Below are 24,135 nucleotides of genomic sequence, written 5' to 3'. Positions count from 1 at the left end.
CGGAGCCTGATCTGGTCCGGGAGGCTGACGGGGCCCGCCCCGCCGCCGGATGTGGTGGTACCGATCCGGTCGGCGGGGCGGCGTACCGCATCGACCGACGGCGCGGGACGGCGCAGGTGACCGCCCCCGGGCCGGTGCGGTGCGGCGGTCGTCCGGGGCTGTCCGGGCGGACCGGGACTGACTAGTGTCCCGCTGGTGCTGACCAACGCGGTGTACGACGACTTCGCCGAGTCCTACGCGAAGCACTCCGAGGACGGACCCGTCAACGCCTACCTCGACCGCCCGGCGATCCTGGGCCTGGCCGGCGATCTCGCGGCTGTCCCGGTGCTGGAACTGGGCTGCGCCGCCGGGGTGCTCTCCGAGCAGCTCGTCGCGCGCGGTGCGGACCTGATCGCGCTCGACCGCGAACCCAGGATGGTCGAACTGGCCCGGCGCCGGGTGGGTGCGGCTGCCCGGTTCGCCGTGACCGACCTGGGACGGCCGCCGGTCCCGGTGCCCACCGGCTCCGTCGAGCTGGTGATCGCCTCGCTGGTGCTGCACTACGTCGAAGACTGGGGCCCGCTGCTCGCCGAGCTGCGCCGGTGCCTGGCACCGGGCGGGGCGCTGGTCTTCTCGATCCACCACCCGTCCTTCGACTGGCGGCGCCACGGGGGCGCCGACTACTGGTCGACGGCACTCGTCGACGAGACCTGGACCATCGGCGGCGAGCGGATCGAGGTCTCCTTCTACCGCCGGCCTCTGGCGTCCGTGTTCGGCGCGCTGCGCGAGGCCGGGTTCGCGGTGGAGGCCGTCGAGGAGCCCCAACCGCTGCCGGAACTGCGCGAGCTCGATCTCGAGACGTTCTCGATGCTCACCGCCGAACCGCTGCTGCTGCACGTCCGCGCGGTCGCGCCCGGCTGAGGCGGTGGAACGCCCGACCGCGCCGCCTGCGACCGCGCCGCCTGCGACCGCGCCGCCTGCGACCGCGCCGCCTGCGGGCGCGCCCACCCGCGGGCGTCCGGGTCGGATGTGCCACCCGCGCAACCCGTGGGGCGCAGGGATGCCCGCGTCGTGGTTCCGCAGTCCCGGGCGGGTGGGCCCGTGGTGCCCCCGCTCCTAGGGGTGCGTCCGTTCGGCGGCGACGTGACCGGGCACCGCCTCCAGCCCGCCCTGGCCGTCGTCGAGGCACACCGCGTGCTGCTCCTCGTTGCGGAGGAACTCGCTCAGGCAGTCGCCGAGCGCGGCGTGCCCCGCGGCGTTGGCGTGGTAGGACTCCTGCATCGCGTGCCCGGCGCGGCGCTCGTCCTGGAGGCTCTCCCAGTCCACGGTCAGGCGCGTGAACCACTCGCCCTCGGCGGTCTGCGGATCGCCGCTGCACGCGTGGTGCCCGGCCGCCGAGCGGGAGAGGTCGAGGAACCGGGCCCCGGCACCTCGGGCGACTTCGTGCAGCGCCTCGGAGAGCTGCGGAACGCCGGTCTGCTGGATCCAGCGCAGGTCCTTGGTCAGGAACGGGCAGCCGGACAGGTTCTGCAGCTCCGGGTGGATGTCGGGGCCGACCGGGGAGGCGTAGGACTGGACGACGAGGGAATAGCTCTGCGGCAGGTACCCGGCGTCGTCCATGGCGGCGCGGATGTCGGCCAGCGCGGCGGCGACCTTCGGCTGCATCCGCTCCAGCCGCTCCGTCCACTGCCCCCGCATCTGCTCGGAGCAACCACCGGGCGCCTGCCTCGCCCACGCCTCGACGCACTTGTTGACCACGTTGATGAAGCCCGGGTCGTCGTTCGCACCGATCTGCACGATGACGTCGGTGACCCGGTACTGGCGCGCGACCTCGGCGAGCTGCTTGATCTGGGAGCCCTCCGCGTGGCCCGGCACCGGCTCCGCGCGCAGCAGATCGGTCTTCGCACCGGAGCAGGCCAGGTTGATCCTGGTCACCGTGCTGGGCAGGTCGAGCTGGTGGACCGGCGCCGCGGGGGAGCGGTGGCACCAGTTGCCGTTCTCGCCATTGGTGCCGGGCTCGTAGTTGCCGCCCCCTTCGCCTGCGAGGGTGCTGTCCCCGATCGTCACCACGGCTTCCGGGAGCTGTTTGGGTTGCAAGGGAACGCCGGGGAGATACCGGTCGCTGACCAGCAAGGCGAGCGCAAGCACGCTCCCGACCAGGAAGAAGCTGAGGGTTCTCGTCGTCTGCGCCCGCATCGGCTAGGAGTCTATTGTGCTGGCCCGGGGGCGTGTTCAGCGCCTCGTCCAGAACGGGAGCATTTGTCGGGTCTCCGACGTTGTACCGGGTGCAAGCCATCGACAGGAGGGTGCCGACACCGTGCCGATCCTCGTAATGCTCCTCGTCGCCGGTGTGGTCGAGATCGGCGTGCTCGTGGGCGTCGGCCAGGCGATCGGCCTGCTGCCGACCCTGGGCCTGCTGGTGCTCGCCGCAGTGCTGGGCACCTGGCTGCTGCGCCGGGAAGGCCGCCGCACGCTCGCCGAGATGCGCGACGCGGCTCGCGCGCGCCGACCCGTGGACCGCGAGATGTCCGATGGCGTGCTGATTGCCGCGGGCGGGCTGCTCATCATCCTCCCGGGCCTGGTCAGCGACGTCGCCGGGCTGCTGTTCCTCTTCCCGCCCACCCGCGCGCTGGTGCGCAAGCGGATGCTGCGGGCCGCCGAGCGGCGCAGCAAGCAGATGCAGGACCAGCTCTGGCTGCACGGCCAGCGGGCGCAACGTGAAGGCTTCGGGCGTGAAGGGTTCGGGCAGGCCGGCTTCGGGGTGCCCCGCCAGGGCGGCGCCACCGGGAGTCCCGGGGCCACCGGGAGTTCCGGTTCCGCCGCCGGTCGGAGCGACGTCATCGACGGCGAGGTGGTCTCGGTCACCGAGGACGACGAGTCCGGCTCCGGCAGCGGGAAGTCCGGTCCGGAGCGGTCCGAGGCACCTCGGGTGCTGCCGCCCGACTCGTCTGCGCAGGCAGGGCGCTCGGAGGGCGAGCGGCGCCGGTAGAGGGGTCGGCGTCGCGTCGGCGTCCGAGGGCAGCCGGGTAAGCTCGTCAGAACGATCGCGGCCGGACCTCGCACGCCCCGGCCGTCCACGACTTGCGCTGACGAACACCCGGAACAGGGAAACACCAAGGACATGTCGGACACCACGTTGTTGCTCGGTGGTCGGATCCACTCGCCCGCCGACACCGACGCCACCGCGATGGCGGTGACCAACGGCGTCATCGCCTGGGTCGGTTCCGATGGGGTCGGCCGAGCACTGCACCCCGACGCGGAGGTGGTCGATCTCGCCGGGGCGTTCGTGGCACCGGCCTTCGTCGACGCCCACGTGCACGCCACCTCCACGGGGTTGCTCCTCAACGGGCTCGACCTGACCGGTTGCGCCTCGCTCACCGAGTTCCTGCACGCGTTGCGCGACCACGTGGCCGAGTACCCCGGCACGCTGGTGTGGGGGCACGGCTGGGACGAGACGTGGTGGCCCGAGCGCCGTCCGCCGACGCGGGCCGAGATCGACACCGCCTCGGGCGGCGCCCAGGTGTACCTCTCCCGCATCGACGTCCACTCCGCCCTGGTGTCCACCGCGCTGGTCGAGCAGACGCCGCTGGCCCGCGAGGCCGAGGGCTGGAGCCCGGACGGCCCGCTGACCCGGGTCGCCCACCACCACGTCCGCCGCGCCGCCCGCGACGCGTTGGAGCCCGGGCAGCGCCGGGAGGCGCAGTCGGCGTTCCTGCGGCACGCGGCCTCGCAGGGCGTGGCCTGCGTGCACGAGTGCGCGGGCCCGGACATCTCCGGCGCCGACGACCTCGCGGACCTGCTCGCGCTGTCCCGGCGCGGCGGTGTGCCGGAGGTCGTCGGGTACTGGGGCGAACTCGGGGCGGTGCACCGGGCTTCCCAGCTCGGCGCGCACGGCCTCGCCGGTGATCTGTTCGTCGACGGCGCGATGGGCTCCCGCACGGCGGCCCTGCGCGATCCCTACGCCGACGAACCGGCGACCTGCGGGGTGCTCTACCTCGACGCGGCCGCCGTGTGCGAGCACCTGGTGGCGTGCACCCGCGCCGGGATGCAGGCCGGTTTCCACGTCATCGGGGACGCGGGCGTGGCCGAGGTCTGCGAGGGCTTCCGCCGGGCGGCCGACATCCTCGGGGTGCCCGCGCTGGCCGCCGCGCGGCACCGGTTGGAACACCTCGAGATGATCGACGCGGACCAGGCCGCGCTGCTGGGGAAGTTCGGCGTGGTCGCGTCGGTGCAGCCGCTGTTCGACGCGACCTGGGGCGGACCCGGCGACATGTACGCCCGGCGGCTCGGCAGCGAGCGCGGCGTCCGCCTCAACCCGTTCTCCCGGTTGGCCGCCGACGGCGTGCTGCTGGCGTTCGGCTCCGACGCCCCGGTGACGCCGCTCGAACCGTGGGCCGCGGTGCGGGCCGCGGTGCACCACCGCACCGAGGGGCACGGCATCTCGCCACGTGCGGCGTTCAACGCCCACACCCGCGGCGGCTGGCGTGCGGCCGGGGTGGACGACGGTCTGACCGGCACGCTGGTCCCCGGGGCTCCGGCCACCTACGCGGTGTGGGAGGCCGGCGAACTGGTGGTGGCGACCTCGGACTCGCGGGTCCAGCGGTGGTCCACCGACCCCCGTTCCGGAGTGCCCGCGCTGCCCGACGTGTCGCCCGAGGCCCGGCTGCCCCGGTGCCTGCGGACGGTGCTGCGCGGCGAGACCATCTTCGTGCGGGAGCCCGAGGACGACGACATCGTCTGATCTGCCCGGTGGTGCGGGCCCGGTGCGCGCACCCGGTGGTCGGTCCCGCCTCGTCGGCGCGGAGACGTCGGGGCGGGGCGCGTGGTGCGGAGGCGCGATCGGGCGGCGGGAGCGCTGCGGGAGGCCGGTACCGGCGGTTCTGGTCATGGCTCCAGAGTGACCTCTTCGAACACCTTTTCGCATCACTCGAACCGGTGGAGATCGGCAGGAGCGCGCGCCCGGGCTCCCGCCGCCGGTAGCGGAGGTCACCGCCCGCGGCCTCCGCGCACCGCACCGGCGTACATTTGGCGGGTGCGCACCGCGCACGTCGAGTTGCACGTCCCGGCCGGGCGTCCGCCCCCGGCCCGCAGGTACCGAGTAGGTTGATCGGGTGGTTGTCCCCACGGCGAGTGCCTCCCGCCGCGCGCAGTCAGCAAGCGGGTCCGGAGGACGATCCCCCTTCGCGTTCGCGGTGCGCCTGCTGGCGGTCGCGGTGGCGGGCTTCGCGCTCTACGCCGGTTCGCCGCCGCGGGAGCTGTGGTGGCTGGCCCCGCCGGCGTTCGCGGTGCTGGCGTTCGCGGTCGTCGGACGGCGGGCCCGGGCCGGCTTCGGCTTCGGCCTGCTGTTCGGCGCGGCGTTCCTGCTGCCGCTGCTGGGCTGGTTGCAGGACTTCCTCGGGGCCGACTTCGGACCGTGGCCCTGGCTCGGGGTGGTGCTCGTCGAAGCGCTGTTCTTCGGCCTCGCCGGAGCCGCGATGGCCCGGGTCAGCAGGCTGCCCGGAGCCGCGGTCTGGATGGCCGCCGTCTTCGTCGCCGCCGAGGCGCTGCGCTCCAGCGCGCCCTTCGGCGGTTTCCCCTGGGGGCGCTTGGCATTCACCCAGGCGGAGGGCTTGTTCCTGCCGCTGGCCTCGATCGGCGGAGCTCCGCTGGTGACCTTCGCGGTGGCGCTGTCCGGGAGCGGGATCGCCTTGGTGGCGCTGCGGATCCGGCAGTCGCCCCGCCGCTGGGCGGGTGGGCTCGCCGCCGCCCTGGTCCCGGTCGTCGGCGGGCTCGCCGTGTTCCCCTCGATCAGCACCGCCCCGCAGGAGGGCACCGCGCGCGTGGCGGTGGTGCAGGGCAACGCACCGAACCTCGGGCTCGGGCTGCTCTACGCCGACGACGAGCTGCGGGCCAACCACCTCCGGGCGGCGCACCGGCTCGCGGACGACATCGAGGCGGGCCGGGTGGCCAAGCCGGACCTGGTCGTGCTGCCGGAGCAGATCGGGGACTGGGGACCGCAGCGCGTCGATCCGGAGCTCGACGCCCTGGCGTCCCGGCTGGGCGTCCCGCTCGTCGTCGGCGGTCTCAGCGAGGACGCCGACGGCGGCTTCCGCAACCGCGTGGTGGAGTGGGAGCCGGGGAGCGGAGCCGCCGAGGAGTACGTCAAGCAGCACTTGGTGCCCTTCGCCGAGACCATCCCGATGCGCCCGGTGGCGCGGTTGGTGAGCCCGTTCGTCGACCGGTTCCGGGAGGACATGGTGGCCGCTGACGAGCCGGGCGTGTTCGACGTCGGACCGGTCCGGCTGGGCGTCGGCATCTGCTACGACGTCGCCTACGACGACGTCTACCGGGGCGCCGCGCGGGAGGGCGCGACGCTGCTCGCGGTGCCGACGAACAACGCCTGGTACGGCCACTCCGAGATGAGCTACCAGCAGCTGGCCATGTCGCGGCTGCGCGCGGTGGAGCACGGCCGGGCGGTGGTCGTCGCGGCGACCAGCGGGGTCAGCGCGATCGTCCGCCCGGACGGCACCGTCGCGCAGCAGACCGAGCTGTTCACCGCGGAGAACCTGAGCGCCGAGGTGCCGCTGCGCTCCGAGCGGACCGTGGCCACGATGCTGGGCAGCGCACCGGGTTGGGGACTGGTGGCGCTGGGCGCGGGCGCCCTGCTGTTCACGTGGCGGCCCCGGCGCAGCGGTAAGGGCTGAGCGCAGCCGAAGCGAAGCGAGCGGGCCGACCGGGTGGTCGGCCGGGAGGACATGCATGGCGATCCGGCGAGCCCACGAAGGCGCTGCCGCGGCCGTTCCGGACTCGGTGCTGGTGGTGATCCCCACCTACAACGAGCGGGACAACATCGAACCGGTGGTGCGGCGGTTGCTCGACGCGACCCCCGCGGCGCACGTGCTGGTCGTCGACGATGGCAGCCCGGACGGCACCGGGGCGGTCGCCGACCGGCTCGCCGCGGCCGACGAGCGGGTCACCGTGCTGCACCGCACCGCCAAGGCCGGGCTCGGCGCCGCGTACGTGGCGGGCTTCGAGTGGGCGCTGAGCCGTTCGTACGAGGCGGTGGTGGAGATGGACGCGGACGGCTCGCACGCGCCGGAGGACCTGCCGAGGCTCCTGGAGATGCTGGGGCCGGACGGGGCGTCGGCCGACGTGGTGCTGGGCTCGCGGTACGTGCCGGGCGGGCAGACGGTGAACTGGCCCTGGTACCGGGAGTTCCTGTCCCGGGGCGCGAACGTCTACGCCAAGCTGGCGCTGGGCGTGGGCATCCACGACATCACCGCGGGTTACCGGGTCTACCGGCGCGAGGTCCTGGAGGCGGTCGAGCTGCACGACGTCGCCTCGCAGGGTTACTGCTTCCAGGTGGATCTGGCGTGGCGCGCGGTGGCGGCCGGGTTCCGCGTGGTCGAGGTGCCCATCACGTTCGTGGAGCGCGAGAACGGCAGCTCGAAGATGAGCGGTGAGGTGGTCCGCGAGGCGCTGGTGCGCGTCACCCAGTGGGGTGTGCAGCGGCGCGGCGGCCAGGTGTGGGGCCTGCTGCGCGGTCGGCGGTAGGGCGCCCAGCACGAAGCGCCTGGGTCGTCGACCCAGGCGCTCCACGGTGGTGGGAGCCGGTCAGGCGCCGCGCCGTGCGCGCAGCAGCTCCAACCGCTCGTTGAGCAGTTCTTCCAGTTCCGGGATGGTGCGCCGCTCCAGCAGCATGTCCCAGTGGGTGCGCGGCGGCTTGGCCTTCTTCTGCTCCGGCTCGCTACCGTCGATGATCTTCGACTCGGTGCCGTGCAGGCGGCACTCCCAGGTCGGCGGGACCTCGGCGTCGTCGGAGAACGGCACCTCGAACTCGTGGCCCTTGGGGCAGGCGTAGCGCACCGTCCGGCGCGGTGCGAGGTCGTGGTTACGGTCGGTCTCGTAGCTGACCGCTCCGAGCCGGCTGCCACGCAGAACGCGATCGGCCATGACGGTTCCTTTCACTTCGGCCCGGGCGGCGTACCCGGGCGGTTGTGCTCACCGAGTGCAACGACGGCGGGCCCGGCGTCTGTTCCCGGTGTGATGCGTTTGGTAGCCGTCGGTGACGTTGTTCACCCGTCAACGACGTCCTTCTCCCTTGAGATGCTGTCGTCCGGCGTTCGTGACGCGTTATCCCACGGGCAATCTCAACGTGCGTTCGAACGGGTGATAGTGCCAGACGAAGTGTCACTTAAGCCAAACGTGGGTGGGTAGTTGTTGGGCTAGTGGGATGGAAATCACGATCACGCACGTGTGACAACGAAGTGAACTCACTACGCCGCGTAACGAATCTCGCTGTGTTGCCGCCACGACGCAGCGTACCGGCATATTCCGCCAGCACAGATGACCTCTGTTGATCACGTCACCAGCATGGAGCAACGCATCCCGACGGGCACGGTGAGCACGCCCGATTACCCAATGCGCATGACCCCCGTCAGAGGATCGTGGGCGGCCGGTTACCCACCGCTTCGATCGCCCGCCGCACCGGCACCAGCGCGACCAGCACCAACCCCACCGCGAAGAACACCACCAGGGAGATGATGGCCAGCCGGAACGAGCCCGTCGCCTGGCCGATCCCGGCGAAGACCAGCGGGCCCAGCCAGGACGTCGAGCGCTCGCCGACCTCGTACAGCGAGAAGTACTCGGCCTCCTTGCCCGGTGGCACCATCTGGCTGAACACCGAGCGCGACAGCGCGTTGGTGCCGCCCAGCACCAGGCCGATGCCCACGGCCAGCCCGTAGAACTGCAACTCCTGCCCGGCCTGGACGAAGTAGGCGGCCACCAGCACGACCAGCCACAGGCACAGGCTGATCATGATGGTCTTCTTGGCGCCGATCCGGCGCGCCGCCATCCCGTGCAGCATCCCGCCGACGAACGCGATGAACTGCACGATCAGCAACGTGATGATGAGCGAGTCCTGCGGCAGGTCCAGCTCCAGGTTGCCGTACTGGGCCGAGACCTGCGTGACGGTCGAGATGCCGTCGGTGTAGATCCAGTAGGCGCCGAGGAACGCCAGCGTCAGCGGGTACAGCCGCGCTTCCCGCAGCGTCGTGGCGAGCTGGCGGAACCCGCCGGTGATCGCCGAGGCCGCCGGTGTCGCCCCGGGGGCCGGCCGGTGGCCCTTCAGCGCCGCCAGCGGCAGCAGCGTGAACAGCGCCCACCACACGCCCGAGGACAGGAACACCAGCCGCACCGCGGCGTCCTCGTCGAGCCCGACCGCGTCGTGCCCGAGGTAGATCATCAAGTGCGTGCCCAGGGCGAGCCCGCCGCCGAGGTAGCCGAAGGCCCAGCCGCGCGAGGAGACCCGGTCGCGCTCGTCGGCGTCGGCGATCTCGGGCAGGAACGAGTAGTAGACCACCACCGAGGCGCCGAAGCAGATGTTGGCGAGCACGAACAGGACCACGCCGAGCTGCCAGTTCTGCCCGGCGACCAGCGCGAGCAGCCCGGTGGTCAGCGCCCCGCCGAAGGCGAACGCGGCCAGCATGGTGCGCTTGCGCTGGGTGCGGTCGGCGATCGCCCCGGTGATCGGCAGCACCAGCACCTGGATCACGGTCGCCGCCGACAGCAGGTACCCCCACAGCGACCCGGCGGGGAAGGCCAGGCCGAACAGCGAGATGTCGCAGCGGCTCAGCGCGTCGCCCGCGGGGCAGGCGTCGGGTCCATTGCGGGCGACGTCCGCCTGGGCGGCGCGGGTGGCCACCGAGGTGAGGTAGAGCGAGAGGAAGACGGTGGTGACCGACGTGGGGAACACCGAGTTCGCCCAGTCGTACCAGCACCAGCCGCGTTGCTCCCGGCGGCGCCGCCCCGCATCCGGGGGGAGTCCGCTGTCCGTCACGCCCATACCGTCCGGTCCTCCGCGATCTTCACCTGAAAGGGGCAAGCGGACTGTACTGGCTCCAGGGTCGCACCGGGGCGGGCGGCGACGACAATGCGTAGTTCCACGCAATCGTTCCGCGCCCGGCGCTCACGCGTGCAGATCGGGCTGGGTCCGGCCGTAGCGGCTGCGCAGCACGTCGCGCAGCACGTCCGGTCGATCGGTGACCAGCCCGTCCACCCCCAGGTCGAGCAGCGCGCGCATCCGCGGTTCGTGGTCGACGGTCCAGGCGTGCACCTCGATGCCCCAGCGGTGCGCCTGCCGCACGAAGCGGCGATCGACCACCCGGACCGGTCCGAACCCGGGCGGGACCTGCGCCGCACCACCCGTCACCAGGCGCCGCAACGGCCAGCCGCCCCACCGGGAACCCGCCCACAGCAGCGCCGCCGAACGCCTGCCCATCGACGTGAGCAGGCCGGGACCGGCCGAACGCACCAGCGCGTCGAGCCGGCGCTGCTCGAACGACGCCAGGCACACCCGGTCCCAGGCGTCGTGCGCCGCCAGCACCCGCAGCACCGGCTCCACCGCCTCGTCGGCCTTCACATCGATGTTGAAGTAGGTCTCCGGCAGTTCCTCCAAGGCGTCCTCGAGGCGGCAGACCGGCTCGACCCCGCCGACCTTCGCGGTGCGCACCGCCGACCACGGCAGCCGCCGGATCGCGCCGCGCCCGTCGGTGGTGCGGTCCAGGGTCGGATCGTGGTGCAGCACGACCGCGCCGTCGGCGGTGGCGTGCGCATCGGTCTCGATGTAGCGGTAGCCCTCCGCCGCGGCCCGGCGGAAAGCGCTCAGCGAGTTCTCCATGCCGTGCAACTCGTCCAGGTGCCACCCGCGGTGGGCGAAGGCGCGGGGCCACGGACCGAGCAGGAAAGGATGCGTCACGCCCACCACTGTGCCCGACCGGCGTGCCGGTTCCGCCGCCCAGCCCGGCCCCGCTAGCGTGCTCCACCGTGGAACCGCCGCCCGCCGCCTTCCCCGACCGCAGCCCCACCGCCCGGCACTGCGCCTGGTGCGGACGCCGCATCCCGCAGGCGGCCAAGCAGGGACGACCGCGGACCTACTGCGCGCAGTCCTGCCGCCAGCGCGCCTACGAACGTCGCGGCGCGGTCCAGCGCACCGGGTTGCCGGAGGACGCGGTGGTGCTGTCGGCGACCGAGCTCGCGGACCTGCAGGACCGGATGTTCCAGGTCCGCTGCGCCGCCGAGGACGTGGTCACCGCCGCCGACGACGGGGCCGGCGGCGAGGAGCTGCGCAAGCTGGCCGCCCAGGTCGTCGACATGGTCGGGGAGCTCGAACGGCTGCGGTAGGGGTGCCGACGATCGGAGCCTTGTGGCCGATCGCCTCCGACGACAGGATGAGGACTTCCCCGAACCTGAGGAACGACGTCGTGCTGCCAAGCCCCGCCCGCGGTCTGCGCCGCGCCGAGCTGCTCACCGCCGACCCGCTGGCATCGGTCCTGCGCTACCAGGACCTGCTGGGCTGGGTGCCCGTGGCGTCCGATGACGGCGCCCTCGACTGCTGGGTCGGGGAGCGGCGCTGCGCGTCGGTGCGCACCCCCAGGACGGGGGAGCCGAACGGCTGGCGCCCGGTGTTCGCCGGCGCCGCCCACGACGGCTCGCTCACCGGTCCGGAGGACGCCATCGCGCTGGTGGTGCGGGGACGCGCCCAGCACGGCCCGCACGCACCGCGCCCGCGCCCCGGCGAACCGTGCTGGGTCGAGCTGGCCACCGCCGATCCCGGGCGCGCGGACGCGTTCTGGGCGGAGACGTTGAACTGGGCCGTGCGCGCCGAATCCCCCGGTGCCGACTACCCCGGGGCCGACTACCTCGTCGACGACCGGCCGCTGGCGGGCCGGTCGGATGGTGCCGCCGGAGCGGGCTGGCTCTGCTACTTCGCGGTGGCCGACCTCGCCGGGGCCCAGGACCGGGCGGTGGAGGTCGGCGCGAGCGCGCGCCGCCGCGCGCACCCGGTGCTCGGCGAGGTCCTGCTGGTCACCGATTCGCTGGACGGCACCATCGGGCTGGCCGCCGTCGAGCGCTGGGGCGGATCAGCCGCGCGGTGACAGCTCGCCCAGCACCCGCAGGGTGCGGTTGGCGCGCACCGACAGGCGCTGCTCGCGCGCGGTGACGTCGATGTAGCTCTGGCTGGAGTTCATCGAGGCGTGCCCCAACAGCTTGGCGATCTCCGCGGCGTTGGCGCCGTCCTCGGCCAGCCGGGTGGCGAAGGTGTGCCGCAACGCGTGGACCATCGCGCCCCGCTGCACCCGGTCGGACATCCCCGCCGCGCGCAAGGTCCGGTTGACCAGGTACTGCAAGCCGCCGCGCCGCATGGGCTCGCCGCGGTGGTCCACCCACAGCGCGGCGTCACCGGGCAGCCTGCCGCCGAACCGCGCGCGCCGCGTCGTCAGGTAGCGCTGGATCAGCTCGTCCAGGTCGTCCTCGATCGGGATCGACCGGTTCTTGCCGCCCTTGCCGCGCACCTGGATTCGGCGGTCGCCTGCGCGGCCGGCCAGCGCCGAGACCGGCAGCGCGAGCAGTTCGGCGGACCGCACCCCGGTGCACAGCAGCGTGGCCAGCACCGCGACATCGCGCTCCGGCCAGGGGTTGCGGGCCTTGCGCCCGTCGGACGCGGCGGTGCGCAGCAGCCGTTCGGGGGTGTCCTCGCCCTGCAGCGGTTTCGGTGCGGGCGGTGCGCTGCGGGGCCGCGGGACGACCTGCATCGGGTTGCCCGCCACCGCGCCTTCGACGACCAGGAAGCCGAACAGGCCGTTCCACGTCGACCAGGCGCGGGTGACGGTGGCCGCCGAGCGGCTCGCGGCGAAGCGGGCGAAGGCCGACCGCAGCACCGCCGGGTCGAGCTCGGCGACCGGGAGTCCGGAGTCGCCGGTGAGCTCGGCCAGCTCACCGGCCACCGACTCCAGGTCCCGCCGGTAGGCGCGCAACGAGTTCGCCGCCAGCTTCCTGGCCTGCACGTGCTCCAAGTAGGACTCGATCCAGTGCGCGACCGATCCGGTCACCACGCGCCTCCCTCGTCAGCTCGTCGCCGATCACGCCTCGCGGAGGAACCGGTCGAGCACCCGCACGCCGAACCGCAGGCCCTCCACCGGTACCCGTTCGTCGACCCCGTGGAACAGCGCGGAGAAGTCCAGCCCGGCGGGCAGCTTCAGCGGGGCGAAGCCGAAGCAGTGCATCCCCAGCCGGGAGAACGCCTTGCCGTCGGTGCCGCCGGACATCATGTACGGCAGCATGGTGGCGGCCGGGTCCTCGGCGAGCAGGGAGCTGGACATGCGGTCCACGATCGCGCCCTCGAACCGGGTCTCCACCGGCGGGAGCTCGACCCACTCGCGCTCCACGTCAGGACCGAGCAGCTCGGCGAGCTCCCGGTCGAAGGCCTCCTCCCGGCCGGGCAGGATGCGGCAGTCCACCGCGGCTTCGGCCACCGAGGGGATCACGTTGTGCTTGTAGCCGGCGGTGAGCATCGTCGGGTTCGCGGTGTCGCGCAGGGTGGCGCCGACGATGCGGGAGAGGTTGCCGAGCTTGGCCACCGCGCCGTCGATGTCGTCCTCCGGGAAATCCCAGCCGGTGAGCTCGGTGACGCCGTCGAGGAACTCGCGGACCGAATCGGTCAGCACGATCGGGAAGCGGTGCCTGCCCAGCTTCGCCACCGCCTCGGACAGCTGGGTGACCGCGTTGTCGTGGTGCACCATCGAGCCGTGCCCGGCGCGGGCCCGCACCCGCAGCTTCAGCCAGCGGATGCCCTTCTCCGCCGTCTGCACCAGGTAGGTCCGGACGCCGTCCTTGAGCGTCACGGAGAAGCCGCCGACCTCGCTGATCGCCTCGGTGCAGCCCTCGAACAGCTCCGGCCGGTGGTCCACCAGCCACTGCGACCCGTGGAAGCTGCCCGCCTCCTCGTCGGCGAGGAACGCGAACACGATGTCGCGGTCCGGAGCGATGCCGTCGCGCTTGAATCGCCGCGCCACTGCGAGGCTCATCGCGACCATGTCCTTCATGTCGACCGCGCCGCGCCCCCACACGTACCCGTCCTGCACGGCACCCGAGAAGGGATGCACCGACCACTCGGACGGGTCGGCGGGCACCACGTCGAGGTGACCGTGCACCAGCAGCCCGCCGCGGGACGGATCGGCGCCGGGCAGCCGGGCGATCACGTTGGCGCGCCCGGGCTGCTCACCGGACTCGACGTAGGTCACCTCGTAGCCCACCTCGGTGAGCTTCTCCGCCACGTACTCCGCCGCCGCGCGCTCCCCGACCACGGTGGCCGGGTCGCCGGTGTTGGTGGTGTCGATCCGGATCAGGTCGCTGGCCAGCTCCACGACCTCGTCCTCGGCCCGCCGCAGCCCGGCGTCCTGGTCAGTGCTGGCGCTGGGGTCGCTGTGCTCACTCACCAGGCTTTTCTACCACCCGGCACGCGATCAGGGGGGTGCCTGCGGGACCCGGACGGCGGTAGGTTAATCTAGTGGCACAACACAGCGGGGCAGCCCGGGAAAGCGGGCCGCCCCGAGGGCGTCGGAGTGGCGGAATGGCAGACGCGCTAGCTTGAGGTGCTAGTGCCCTACTAATGGGCGTGGGGGTTCAAGTCCCCCTCCGACACGCTTACTATTCACCCGGTCCGCCGGGTGAATTTCTATTTGGGCCGCTCGTTCGGTCGGTTCGTAGCGTATGTGCAGGTCAAGGGACTGGTAGAGGTTTGCTAGCCGCTCGGGCTTGGCGTCTGACAGTGCGGCGCCGACGTCGCCGAGTGCGTCGATCATGGCGTAGATCTCCCCGTCGGTGATCGCGTTCGGTGCCGGGGTGTTGTTGAGTTCGGCTCGTGCGGCGGTGCGTTCGGCTTGAGCTTCGTTGATCGCCTCGGTCAGCGCTTCGGGATCGACCCCGGCAGCGATCGCCGACTGGAAGCGGTGCAGCCGTGCTTCGGCCTCGGTGAGCCGGTGCTTGGCCTTCTCCCTGCTGGGTGCGGTGGTGGGCGCCTGCTGTGACGCGAGCAGCGCCCGGACGGTCTCGTCGACGTTGTCGGGTGCGAACAGGTGGCCGATCCAGCCGTTGGCGGCGTCCCGGATGAGGTCCTCGCGGAGGTACACGGCGGGCGGATGGTCGGCCAAGGCGGGGGAGCCGGGTGCCAGGGTGCGGGCAGGGCACCGGTAGTACATGCCGTGCGCGCGTGGGCTGGCCTCCATCTTGCGGGTGCAGACTCCACAACGGATGCGGCCTCGGAACAGGTAGGTGCGTTTGGTGGGGCGTCCGCTGCGTTCGCTCTTGCGCGCGGTGCGCAGCCCACCGGAGGACTTCGACCGGCGGAGCAGTTGGGCGCGGGCGAAGTCCTCGACGGGCACGATCACCGGGTGCGCGGGTGTCCGGGAGCGGACGATGCGGTCCGGGCTGGAGCGGCGGAACCGGGTCACGTGCCCTGCCGCGACATCGTCCGGGTCAAGCAGGGTTTCGTGCTTGGTCCAGCGTCCGAAGAATGCGTAGCCGGTGTAGCGGGGGTTGTCGAGGATGGCGCGGACGGTGCTTCCCTGCCAACCGTCGGCGAGCCGGTGCCGGTTCTGGTCCGGCCGCCGCGCTGACGGGCAAGGCACGCCGTCGCGGTTGAGCCCGTTGGCGATCGCCCGGTCACCCTTGCCGCTGAGGTAGTCGGTGAAGATCCGCCGCACGATGTCGGCTGAGGCTTCGTCGACCTCCAGGACTTTCAGCCGGTGGCCTTCGGCCGCCTTGCGCGGGTTGGGGTGGGGTCCGCCGTCGGCGACCACGTAGCCGTAGGGCGCTCGGCCGCCTTGGTGACGTCCTTCGTTGAGCACCTGAGCGTCCATTGCCGCGCGCACCCGCGCTTGGATGTGCTGGCGCTCCGACTCGCTCATGCCGCCGAGCACGCTCATCAGCATCTTATGGGAGGGGTTGCGGTCGTCGAATCGGCTGCCGAGTTCGGGCACCCACAGGTCGACGCCGTAGGCGGCGAAGCGGGGTGCGATCAGCGAAAACTGGTTGCCGAACCAGCAGCGCGTGCCTTCCCCTACGACCACCGCGTCCCAACCCCGGTAAGGGTCCTTCAGCGCTGCCAGGAGTCGCGAAGCGGCGTCGCGGCGCTCCCACGGCACCGAGCGGGACTGCCCCACGTCGAAGTATTCGGCGACCACTTGCCCGCCGAGCGGTTCGACGAACTTCTGAGCGTTGCCGAGCTGCCAGCCGTGGGAGGTCTCCGGGTCCTGGTTGTCCTCGGTCGAGCAGCGACCGTAGAAGGCCACCGGGCCGATCCCGGCGTCGGCGGTCTCGGCGATCTCGACGCCCAGGAGATCGTCCAGGACCTTCCACGGGTCGCCGCTGATTTCAGCAGTCATGTGATCCTCTCGTCGGTGTTTCGGTCTCGGTCAGCTCCACCAGTATGCCCAGCAGTATGCGGCTCGCTTCCGGCGTCAGTACAGGCAAATCGGTGGGTGTCTGCACTGTGACGTCGCGTCGGTCCTGGTCGCCGGTGCTCATCCGGTGTCAGCCTCCGCAGCATCGTCGGAGCTGATTTCGTCAGGTTGGACTCGATCGATCGCCCGCCGGATGTCGGCGGTGAAGTAGCCCCGCACCCGGCGGACGTCGCCGTCGTCCGTGGGGACTCGGTGCCGGGTCGGTCGGCACTCCAGTTCGCCCATCCGGCGCGCGAACGTGATCGGGTCCACGTCCAGCTCGTCGGTCAGCTCGGCGGTGGGCACGAAGTCGCGTTGATCCAGGTCGGCACCGAGGTACTCGACGACGGACGCGAGCGGTTCCGGCAGGTCGGCCGGTGGGCCGTTCTCGGCGGCGCTGCTGCCCAGCGCGCGAACGACGGCGGACCGGTCGATCGGTCGCGGGCTGTCGTCGCCAGCGGCGTGCCCGGTCAGCGTTCCGGCTGCTTCCCGAAGCGACCGGCCGCGTTCGCAGAGGGACCGCCATTCCGCGTTGGTCAGGTAGTAGGTCCGGGCGGTCGTCGCGAGCGTGTCGGCCCCGGTGTCGGTATCACCGTCGGGCCGGAGGATGCCCACGCCCTTGTGGCTCGGCAGGAGCGTGGAAGCGTCGAACCCGCGCGTGTTCATCTGCTCGCCGAGCACGATGTTGGAGTCCCGCCAGTCCATCACCCGCAGCGCGAAGCGCGACCCGAGGACGGCGCGCAGCCGGGAGGGGATCGTGTTCGAGTCCGGGCGCTGGGTCGCCAGGATGACCACGATGCCCACGGCCGGGCCTTTGCGAGCGAGGTAGGTCAGCAGGTCCGCGATGTAGGCGCCGAGCGTGGTCTTCTTGCCTTCGATCTCTTCCCGCGTGGGGTTCTCCAAGTACACCTGGACCTCATCGATGATCACCGCCGTGAGCGGCATCCCCAGGTCGCGGTCCCGCGAGATGTCCGGCGTGATCTTCGATTCCGGGCAGATGTCGTCGTCCAGGGTCGACATCCGGGAGAACCGCGCCTGGACTTCGGCGACCAGCTCGACCAGGTGGTCCCGGACTGCCTCGGTGTGCTCCTGCTCGTCTCCGCAGACGTACCGGTGCGCGACCGCTTCGGCGGCTCGCCAGTCTTTCCCGCCCTTGCCGTCGAAGACGTACAGCCGCGTGTACGGGTCGAGGATCAGCCCCGCCGCCGGTAGGCGAGTGGCGCACGTCTTGCCTTGCCGGGGGATCGCTCCGACGACCAGGGACGTCCACACCAGTTGCAGGTCGACGCGGCGGTTGCGCGCGTCGCGCCCGAACGGGACGGGCCGCCAGGCATCCCAGGACTCCACATCCAGCAGCGGGAACCGCAACGGCGGTCCGGAGTACGGGTCCTCATCGGCGACCCACAGGAAGACCCGCCCGGCGTGGCCACCCCTCCCGCGCACCCGCTCGGCGATGAGCTGCAACTCGTCGACGGCCAGCGCCGAAGCGAGCGCTTCCCGGTGCTTGATGACGTCCGCCGCCTTGCGGGTGGCCGGAAGGTCGACGGTGACCGTCCAGCCCGATCCGTCGTGAGCGGGGCGCTCGACCTGCCGCAGCGACTCGTCCTTGCCGATCAGCTTGGCGTCCCGGAAGGCGTCGACGAGGGCTTGGGAGTCCATCGTCCAGGTCAGCGTCCGCGGACCGGCGAGAACGGGCTTGCGTCCGGGGGCACCGTCCTTCCGGCGGCCGAACACCGCCAGCGCTGCCGCGCCGATGCCGGCCGCGAGCCAGAGGCCATGCCAGTCGTACAGCACGTAGGCGACCGTGGCCGCTGCTGCGGCAGCCAGGATCACGGCGCCGGTCACCTTCCACCGGAACAGGGTCAACGCGCGGATCTCGGTGAACTTGTCGGCGAGCTTCTCGGACTGCTCGGCAGCGTCGCGGTAGTCGTGTACGCGGACCCACCGACGCCAGCCGCGCGCGGCGGCCACGGTGCCGCGCCCGACAGCGCTGACGAACCGCCACGGCGACCGCAGCATGAACGCCAAGCCGTCCACGGCCGCGAGCTTCAAGGCGTGGCGCGACTTCAGGGGTGTGGGCACGTGCGGTGAACGCCGCCACCAGTTCACGAAGCGCCGCCACCACGTCGGCCGCGCCTCGGTCGGAAGGTCGTCGACCAGTTCGGCGTCGAAGATGTGCGGCTCCACCTCCCGGGACTGCGTGGAATCGTTCATTGCTGCGTCACCTCCTCGGCGAGCGAGGCGGCGAGCCGGGACGACAGACCGCGCGAGCAGCCGGTGACCTCCCTGATCCAGGCAGGCGTCACGGTCACGTCCGGGTTCCACGCGGTCCGCGCTCGGTCCAGGTACTCGTCGAAGGACGTCCGCCGCTTGGTGTCCGGCGCGCGGTCGATCGCAGGTGCCCGTTCAGCGCTCGTGTCACCGGCCGCCGCGTTCGTGAACGCGGTCCGGGTGGCTTCGGTGAGCTTGTCGCGGAGGTCGGTCACGGCCTCGGCCGCGACGAACACGACCAGCGGGGGCACCGAGTGCAGCACCACCATGTCGGCGTCCCGGTCCGCGTACGCCGCCCAGGTGTTCATGACGTACGTGGCCGCGAGCGTGAACCACTTCGCGGCGCGCACCCATCCGCCGGTGCGGATGCCGTAGCGGGCGGTGACCTGCTCGGCCCTGAGGATCGCCAGCAGGACCAGCGACACCATCGGATCGAGCAGCCACGCCGCGAGCCACGGCAGCGACCACGGCGGCGATCCGGCTGCGGCGAACTGCTGGACGTTGACCATGGTGAACGCCAACCCGAGCAGAATCCCGGTCCAGCACAGGCGGTCCACCTGCTTGCGCACGTTCTCGACCGTTTCGGCGTCGGCGAAGGTGGGCGGCAGCCGCCGCCCACCGTTCGCGGGCGTGTGGTCCCTCATCGCCGACCCTTCCGCTGCTGAGGGACGTCGGTGGTCGTCACGGTCAACGCCTTGGTCAGCGTGTACGAGGCGAACAACGCCGGAACCCCGAGCACGGCCAGCAGCAGCGTCGTGTTGCCGGGGTGTGCGATCACGATCCACTGCACGCCGACGATCGCGGCGGCCGTAGCGATCACGCGGCCCGCCAGCGACATCAGCCGGACACCGGCCTTGGCGCCTTCGGCAGCACGCCGGGTGGCGCGCGCACTCGTCCGCCACACCATGACCAGGGCGAACAGTCCGCCGAGTGCGGCCAGGATTTCCACGGGGGTCAACTGCAAGGTCATCGTGCGGTACCCCCTTCCTCGGGGCGGTCATCGGTCCAGGGCCAGTGCTGGAGCAGCGCCCGGCGGTCGTCCTCGGGCAGCGCTCCCCACACGCCGACGGTGTGGGTTCCATGGGTGCGAAGCTCCAGCTCCAGGCACTCGTCTTGGACCGGGCAGCCCGCGCACAGCAGCGCGGCCAGGGCGCGGTCGGTCAGGTACTCCGCAGCCCACGGCGGGTCACCTTCGTAGGTCTCCCACCAGCACTTTCCGGTTCGCTGCACGATCTCCGCGAGCGATGCGGTGGGCACCCGGCGCAGGCGTGCGAGCTGGCGTGCGATGTCGATCAGCCTGCTGTTCTCGGTCACTGGTGACCTCCGGCCTGCTGGTCGGCGTCGATGGGCGAGCCGAGCAGCCGCTTCAGCTCGGCGGTCGGGATCACCAGGCGGCCCTTCTGGCGCTCGGCGCGAATCGTGCCGAGCCGGATCGCGCGGTGGAGGGTCGAAGGGGCGAGGCCGAGAATCAAGGCGGCCTTTCGGACGGTGTAGAAAGCCGGGCGTCCGGCGTGGGACATGGTGGTCCGCATCAGAAAGAAGTCCTTCCAAATGAGCTGATTTCATCGAAATACTGATGATTTCAGCGCTCAATAGGCACAAAGGGTCCATGGCGCGGAACTAGCGCCCTGTCACGTCACGGAATGGGGAACGGAACCGGTAGCCTCAGCGCCGAGGCGGAGCGCGGAGGAGTACGTGTCGGAAGATTGGGCGGCAGTCGCCAGGGCGATTAACGAGCGGGTGAACGAACTCGGCTGGCGACAGCGCGAGCTCGCGGAACGCTCGCACGTCTCGCAGGCGATCGTTCGCGAGATCCAGCACCACGTCGTCGAGCGCCGCCGGAGTTCGCGCACGCTGGAGTCCCTGTCCGTGACGCTCGGCTGGCACCCGCAGCACTTGTTTTCCTTGCTGCACGGTCGAAAACCGCCGGAGCCCGCGGAGCCGGCCACGGCCGGACCGGACACGGTGTGGTCCCGTTTGGACGCACTCGACGAGCGTGTGAGCGAGATCAACGAACGTCTCGACGACCTCAAGAGCGACTTGGCGACGGTGCTCGAACATGTCCGCGCGAATCGCTAGCGGCTGGTCGTCGGCTGAGGCGTTTTCCATGCCTCCAATTCCAATGCGAACCCGGCGGGCAACCCATGCATCGCCGATGCACATCCAGTGCAGGACCAATGCAGGATCGACGCACAAAGCATCTGCGGGAGGCGCGGCGCGATGGATTTGGTGACCGGCTGGACGGGCCGCGCGGCCTGCGCCTTGCAAGCCGCGTTACGGATGAGCAATGAGGCGTTCGCGGAGCATCTGGGAATTGCCGTGCGGACGGTCAGCGGGTGGCACAAGAAGCCGACCTTGCGGCCGAAGTCCGAAATGCAACAACTGCTGGACACGGCGCTCGAACAGGCTTCGGCGCCGGTCAAAGCGCGGTTCGCCAAGCTGGCGGAGGAGGCGGACCCGCCGTCGGATGCCGTTCCGGCCCAGGCGTCGGTCGATGACCAAGCGGCTGCTGACGCCGAACTGCGGTTGAGCGATGACCCCAACATCGGTGCAGCGTTGGAGTGGCTCGATCAGCACGCCGAGTGGGAACCCGGCACCAGCCGGAGAGAGGTAGCGGCGCGGCTGGCTCGGCTGGACGTGAGCGAGCTGCACAGCAGGGCGAGCCGTCGCGGGCGCGTGGACCAACGCGATATCGCCCGAGTCCTGGGGCGCTACTACGGCACGCGACAGGACGGCCATGGCAGGTACAGCGCCCACTACGGAACCGAAGTCGAGGCGGAAACCAGCGTCCTGACCTGCGCTGACTGGCTGGACTTGGATTGTCCGCTGATCGCGTCCCACGATCGGCTCGCGGTCACGAGCGCTACTGCGGATATGACGCTGGACGCGGAGTCCGCCGGACGCGCCGCGCAGCGCCTGGCCGAGACGCTCGCCATGGGAACCCGGCTCGTCGACATGCCGCTGTACCGGCTGACGGACGTCGACGTGTCGGCCGGATCGATCGGTGGCGCTGTCGGCGTCACGCGGTTCGTCGACTACGCCGTGACCATGGACCTGCTCGAAGCGGAGCTGGTCGATGCGATCGCGGCCGATGGTCCGGCCCCGCACGAAGCCCTGCCGCTCCGAGACAGGTATCTGCCGGACGTGGCGTCCGTGGTCGATGTCTCGGGTCGGCTCTGCGCGGGTGGTCCGCTCGCGTTGTGCGCGGTCGCTCGGCCTTCCAGTCCATTTCGAGGTGAAGCGGATTACGTTCTCCTGGTGCAGGAACGCTCGGGGAACGTCCTCAACGCCGCGCGCCGACTGGCCGTGATCCCCAAGGGGTTCCACCAGCCCATGACGGACCTGCGCGCCGACGCGCAGGTCGGCGCGACCCTGCGGCGGGAGATGGAAGAGGAACTGTTCGGCCGCGACGACATCGACAACACCGTTGCCGACCAGCGGGCCGCCGATCCGATGCACCCCAGCCGCCTGTCTGAGCCGATGCGCTGGTTGATGGAAGACCCGCATCGGCTGCGGATGGAATGCACCGGATTCGGCTTGAACTTGCTGAGCGGAAACTTCGAATTCGCCAGCCTCATCGTGATCGATGACGAGGAATTCTGGACGCGCTACGGTGGCCGGATCGAAGCCAACTGGGAAGCCGCCGGGCTGCGCCAGTATTCCAGTCTGGACGGGGACATTCTGGCCGAACTGATCGGTGATGTAGCCTGGAGCAACGAAGGACTGTTCGCGTTGTTGCAGGGTCTTCGGCGCCTCCGGCGAATCGGCGGTGACCGGGTGAGTTTGCCGACGATCGACTGGGAGGTGCGCTGATGACTCGCAATTGGCACCACGGAAACGCCGCCGAAGATGGCGAAGGAACCCGCGGTTGGATTCTCGGTCATTTCATCGATCCATCCGAGGGTGTCCGTTCGACGAACGACGTCGAAGTGAAGTGGGGAATCCACCCGGCTGGGGAAAAGCGCCCCGACTGGACGAACGATGACCAGCGCACGACCATGCTCCTGCTCGTGGAGGGCAATTTTCGGCTGCACCTCACCGAGGGCATCGCCGATTTGGTCAAGCAGGGTGATTACGTGGTCTGGGGACCTGGCATCGATCACTTCTGGGAAGCGATCACGGATTCGGTCGTCGTCACCGTCCGCTGGCCGTCGGCGTCCAACTAGCCCGGATCGTCCGCGCGGTGGGTGTGCTGGCCTGTGCGGGCTTGGATCGGGTTTTTGATCGTGGTTTCTGGTCGTAGGGTCGGGTTGATGCTGGTCAGCTGCGTTGTAGGCGGGCCAGCGTGGTGTTGATCAGCTCAGTGTAGGGCCAGTGGGCTGCGAATCGGAGGCGCGTTTGCCGGGCATGGCGGGCAGTCGGTCTGCGGTTGTTCCGCTGAAGCCACCGTCAGTCAACCGGCGGTGGCGCTGAGGCGGGCCAGGCGTTGCGGACTGGGCCAGCGGACGTAGGAGGCCCAGCCGGCCTTTTCGAACAGCCAGATGACACGGGCTGAGATGTCGATCTGACCCGGCTGCGCGCCATGACGGGCACAGGTCGGGTCGGCGTGGTGCAAGTTGTGCCAGGACTCGCCCATGCTCACGATCGCCAATGGCCAGAAGTTGGCCGCCTTGTCGCGGCTGCGGAACGGCCGCTGGCCGATAAGGTGGCAGATCGAATTCACCGACCAGGTCACATGGTGCAGGAACGATACTCGCACGAGCCCCGCCCAGAAGAACGCGGTCACCGCACCCCACCCGGTGCCGGTGATCAGAAAACCCATCAGGGCTGGCAGCGCGAAGGTCAGCACGGTCAGCGGCCCGAACAACCGGTGGACGAGACGGATGTCTTTGTCGGCCAGCAGATCCGGTACGAACCGCTGCTGGTTGGTCTTGTCGCGGTCGAACACCCAGCCCATGTGTGCGTGCCAGAATCCACGCGCCAGCGCGACCGGTGAGGTGCCGAATGCCCACGGCGAATGGGGTCGCCCTCTCGGTCGGCGAATGCGTGGTGGCGGCGGTGGTCGGCCACCCAGTGCAGGACTGGTCCCTGCACCGCCAAGCTCCCCACCACCGCGAGCGTGATGCGGAGCCAGCGCTTGGCTCGGAACGCGCCGTGCGTGAAGTACCGGTGGTAACCGACGGTCACGCCGAGGATGGTCAGCACGTACCAGCCTATTGCCAGCGCGGCATCCCACCAGCGCAGACCCCAGCCCCAGGCGATGGGTACCGCCGCCAGCAGCGCGAGAAACGGGCCGAGGATGAACACATAGACCGACAGGTGCGGGGCCAGCCCCCGGCGTCCGGTCAGCAGCGGTTTGGGGCCGGTGATTTCAGCTTCCACGACAGCGCTCCTCGCCTTGCGGTAACGATCCCAACTGTCTCAACGAAGCCTGGAAACCGCTGTGGCTACAACCAACGGCGCAGCACACGAGGGTGAACGCCCGCTACTTCCCGGCTGCCGCGCGCGCCGTCCGGACGGTCGTCACTGCTTGGCCCGTGTCCTCGGCCAGTGTGGTGATCAGCCGAGTCACGGTCGGATACGGGGCCACAGGACCGAACACGCCCGCCTCGATCCGCACCAGGCCGATGTCGGCAGGCAGTCAACGCCCACAGCGACCGCGATCGCGAGATCCAACGAGATCTTG

At 70.9% G+C, this 24,135-nt stretch carries 22 protein-coding genes, 1 tRNA gene and 1 pseudogene; 11 read left to right on the top strand and 13 right to left on the bottom strand.

Annotated elements, in window-relative coordinates; translation table 11 throughout:
* The first annotated feature begins 195 nt into the window (after nucleotides 1-195).
* Complete coding sequence (locus tag ACQP0T_RS18855) at nucleotides 196-900, top strand: class I SAM-dependent DNA methyltransferase (RefSeq protein WP_433869283.1); 705 nt, start codon at nucleotides 196-198, stop codon at nucleotides 898-900.
* A 195-nt stretch (nucleotides 901-1,095) separates the two neighbouring features.
* Here the strand turns inward: ACQP0T_RS18855 and ACQP0T_RS18850 are convergent, their stop codons facing one another.
* On the bottom strand, nucleotides 1,096-2,175 hold the full coding sequence (locus tag ACQP0T_RS18850; RefSeq protein ID WP_433869282.1) for a GDSL-type esterase/lipase family protein: 1,080 nt from the start codon (nucleotides 2,173-2,175) through the stop codon (nucleotides 1,096-1,098).
* Nucleotides 2,176-2,296: 121 nt separating this feature from the next.
* Between ACQP0T_RS18850 and ACQP0T_RS18845 the strand changes: the two genes are divergently transcribed.
* The 4 genes from ACQP0T_RS18845 to ACQP0T_RS18830 all read left to right on the top strand — a co-directional run bounded on the left by ACQP0T_RS18845 (nucleotide 2,297) and on the right by ACQP0T_RS18830 (nucleotide 7,512).
* The gene (locus ACQP0T_RS18845) at nucleotides 2,297-2,968 is read left to right on the top strand and encodes an FxsA family protein (RefSeq protein WP_433869281.1); all 672 of its coding nucleotides are present in this window, start codon (nucleotides 2,297-2,299) and stop codon (nucleotides 2,966-2,968) included.
* A 132-nt stretch (nucleotides 2,969-3,100) separates the two neighbouring features.
* On the top strand, nucleotides 3,101-4,720 hold the full coding sequence (locus tag ACQP0T_RS18840) for an amidohydrolase (RefSeq protein WP_345361779.1): 1,620 nt from the start codon (nucleotides 3,101-3,103) through the stop codon (nucleotides 4,718-4,720).
* Between the two features lie 451 nt (nucleotides 4,721-5,171).
* A complete protein-coding gene (gene lnt / locus ACQP0T_RS18835) occupies nucleotides 5,172-6,662 on the top strand; it encodes an apolipoprotein N-acyltransferase (RefSeq protein ID WP_433869280.1) in 1,491 nt (496 codons plus the stop codon).
* Between the two features lie 55 nt (nucleotides 6,663-6,717).
* Entirely contained in the window at nucleotides 6,718-7,512 is a 795-nt protein-coding gene (locus ACQP0T_RS18830) for a polyprenol monophosphomannose synthase (RefSeq protein ID WP_433869279.1), read from the top strand.
* 60 nt (nucleotides 7,513-7,572) lie between these two features.
* Here ACQP0T_RS18830 and ACQP0T_RS18825 read toward each other — a convergent pair whose 3' ends face one another.
* From ACQP0T_RS18825 to ACQP0T_RS18815, 3 genes are all read right to left on the bottom strand, one after another.
* Nucleotides 7,573-7,911, bottom strand: a complete 339-nt coding sequence (locus tag ACQP0T_RS18825) for an RNA polymerase-binding protein RbpA (protein WP_345361770.1) — start codon at nucleotides 7,909-7,911, stop codon at nucleotides 7,573-7,575.
* Nucleotides 7,912-8,395: 484 nt separating this feature from the next.
* Nucleotides 8,396-9,802 carry an MFS transporter gene (locus ACQP0T_RS18820; RefSeq protein ID WP_433869278.1) on the bottom strand — a complete coding sequence of 469 codons (1,407 nt, stop codon included), beginning with the start codon at nucleotides 9,800-9,802 and terminating at the stop codon, nucleotides 8,396-8,398.
* Nucleotides 9,803-9,925: 123 nt separating this feature from the next.
* On the bottom strand, nucleotides 9,926-10,720 hold the full coding sequence (locus tag ACQP0T_RS18815; RefSeq protein ID WP_433869277.1) for a glycerophosphodiester phosphodiesterase family protein: 795 nt from the start codon (nucleotides 10,718-10,720) through the stop codon (nucleotides 9,926-9,928).
* Nucleotides 10,721-10,782: 62 nt separating this feature from the next.
* Here ACQP0T_RS18815 and ACQP0T_RS18810 point away from each other — a divergent pair, with 62 nt between their 5' ends.
* Nucleotides 10,783-11,139, top strand: coding sequence for a hypothetical protein (locus ACQP0T_RS18810; protein ID WP_433869276.1), 357 nt, complete (start codon nucleotides 10,783-10,785; stop codon nucleotides 11,137-11,139).
* A gap of 80 nt (nucleotides 11,140-11,219) precedes the next feature.
* The gene (locus tag ACQP0T_RS18805; protein ID WP_433869275.1) at nucleotides 11,220-11,894 is read left to right on the top strand and encodes a VOC family protein; all 675 of its coding nucleotides are present in this window, start codon (nucleotides 11,220-11,222) and stop codon (nucleotides 11,892-11,894) included.
* Here the strand turns inward: ACQP0T_RS18805 and ACQP0T_RS18800 are convergent.
* Nucleotides 11,880-12,848 (bottom strand): tyrosine-type recombinase/integrase, encoded by a 969-nt coding sequence (locus tag ACQP0T_RS18800; RefSeq protein ID WP_433869274.1) that lies wholly within the window; start codon nucleotides 12,846-12,848, stop codon nucleotides 11,880-11,882. The two genes, ACQP0T_RS18805 and ACQP0T_RS18800, sit on opposite strands and share 15 nt — an antisense overlap.
* Nucleotides 12,849-12,878: 30 nt before the next feature.
* A complete protein-coding gene (locus ACQP0T_RS18795) occupies nucleotides 12,879-14,234 on the bottom strand; it encodes a M20/M25/M40 family metallo-hydrolase (RefSeq protein ID WP_433869273.1) in 1,356 nt (451 codons plus the stop codon).
* A gap of 120 nt (nucleotides 14,235-14,354) precedes the next feature.
* Between ACQP0T_RS18795 and ACQP0T_RS18790 the strand changes: the two genes are divergently transcribed.
* Nucleotides 14,355-14,439 (top strand) — tRNA-Leu (locus tag ACQP0T_RS18790).
* Here the strand turns inward: ACQP0T_RS18790 and ACQP0T_RS18785 are convergent.
* The 6 genes from ACQP0T_RS18785 to ACQP0T_RS18760 form a co-directional block, all read right to left on the bottom strand.
* The gene (locus tag ACQP0T_RS18785; protein WP_433873771.1) at nucleotides 14,394-16,181 is read right to left on the bottom strand and encodes a recombinase family protein; all 1,788 of its coding nucleotides are present in this window, start codon (nucleotides 16,179-16,181) and stop codon (nucleotides 14,394-14,396) included. The genes ACQP0T_RS18790 and ACQP0T_RS18785 overlap by 46 nt on opposite strands.
* A gap of 138 nt (nucleotides 16,182-16,319) precedes the next feature.
* On the bottom strand, nucleotides 16,320-18,452 hold the full coding sequence (locus ACQP0T_RS18780; RefSeq protein WP_433873769.1) for a cell division protein FtsK: 2,133 nt from the start codon (nucleotides 18,450-18,452) through the stop codon (nucleotides 16,320-16,322).
* On the bottom strand, nucleotides 18,449-19,153 hold the full coding sequence (locus tag ACQP0T_RS18775) for a hypothetical protein (protein WP_433869272.1): 705 nt from the start codon (nucleotides 19,151-19,153) through the stop codon (nucleotides 18,449-18,451). The genes ACQP0T_RS18780 and ACQP0T_RS18775 overlap by 4 nt, the downstream gene beginning before the upstream one ends.
* Nucleotides 19,150-19,458 carry a hypothetical protein gene (locus ACQP0T_RS18770; RefSeq protein ID WP_433869271.1) on the bottom strand — a complete coding sequence of 103 codons (309 nt, stop codon included), beginning with the start codon at nucleotides 19,456-19,458 and terminating at the stop codon, nucleotides 19,150-19,152. Before ACQP0T_RS18770 ends, ACQP0T_RS18775 begins: the two co-directional genes overlap by 4 nt.
* A gap of 17 nt (nucleotides 19,459-19,475) precedes the next feature.
* Nucleotides 19,476-19,823, bottom strand: a complete 348-nt coding sequence (locus ACQP0T_RS18765) for a WhiB family transcriptional regulator (RefSeq protein WP_433869270.1) — start codon at nucleotides 19,821-19,823, stop codon at nucleotides 19,476-19,478.
* The gene (locus ACQP0T_RS18760) at nucleotides 19,820-20,041 is read right to left on the bottom strand and encodes a helix-turn-helix domain-containing protein (protein ID WP_433869269.1); all 222 of its coding nucleotides are present in this window, start codon (nucleotides 20,039-20,041) and stop codon (nucleotides 19,820-19,822) included. The genes ACQP0T_RS18765 and ACQP0T_RS18760 overlap by 4 nt, the downstream gene beginning before the upstream one ends.
* A 163-nt stretch (nucleotides 20,042-20,204) precedes the next feature.
* Between ACQP0T_RS18760 and ACQP0T_RS18755 the strand changes: the two genes are divergently transcribed.
* From ACQP0T_RS18755 to ACQP0T_RS18745, 3 genes are all read left to right on the top strand, one after another.
* On the top strand, nucleotides 20,205-20,588 hold the full coding sequence (locus tag ACQP0T_RS18755; RefSeq protein ID WP_433869268.1) for a helix-turn-helix domain-containing protein: 384 nt from the start codon (nucleotides 20,205-20,207) through the stop codon (nucleotides 20,586-20,588).
* A gap of 141 nt (nucleotides 20,589-20,729) precedes the next feature.
* The gene (locus tag ACQP0T_RS18750; RefSeq protein WP_433869267.1) at nucleotides 20,730-22,322 is read left to right on the top strand and encodes a transcriptional regulator; all 1,593 of its coding nucleotides are present in this window, start codon (nucleotides 20,730-20,732) and stop codon (nucleotides 22,320-22,322) included.
* Nucleotides 22,322-22,675, top strand: a complete 354-nt coding sequence (locus tag ACQP0T_RS18745) for a signal peptidase I (RefSeq protein ID WP_433869266.1) — start codon at nucleotides 22,322-22,324, stop codon at nucleotides 22,673-22,675. The genes ACQP0T_RS18750 and ACQP0T_RS18745 overlap by 1 nt, the downstream gene beginning before the upstream one ends.
* Before the next feature lie 227 nt (nucleotides 22,676-22,902).
* On the opposite strand, the pseudogene ACQP0T_RS18740 reads toward ACQP0T_RS18745, so the two are convergent.
* A pseudogene (locus ACQP0T_RS18740) lies at nucleotides 22,903-23,636 on the bottom strand (acyl-CoA desaturase).
* Between the last annotated feature and the right edge of the window lie 499 nt (nucleotides 23,637-24,135).

Origin of the sequence: Saccharopolyspora sp. CA-218241 (assembly GCF_050954615.1) — a bacterium.
Lineage (GTDB): Bacteria > Actinomycetota > Actinomycetes > Mycobacteriales > Pseudonocardiaceae > Saccharopolyspora > Saccharopolyspora cebuensis.
Note: the sequence above shows the minus strand (reverse complement) of the source record. Positions and strands in the feature narration are given on the sequence as shown.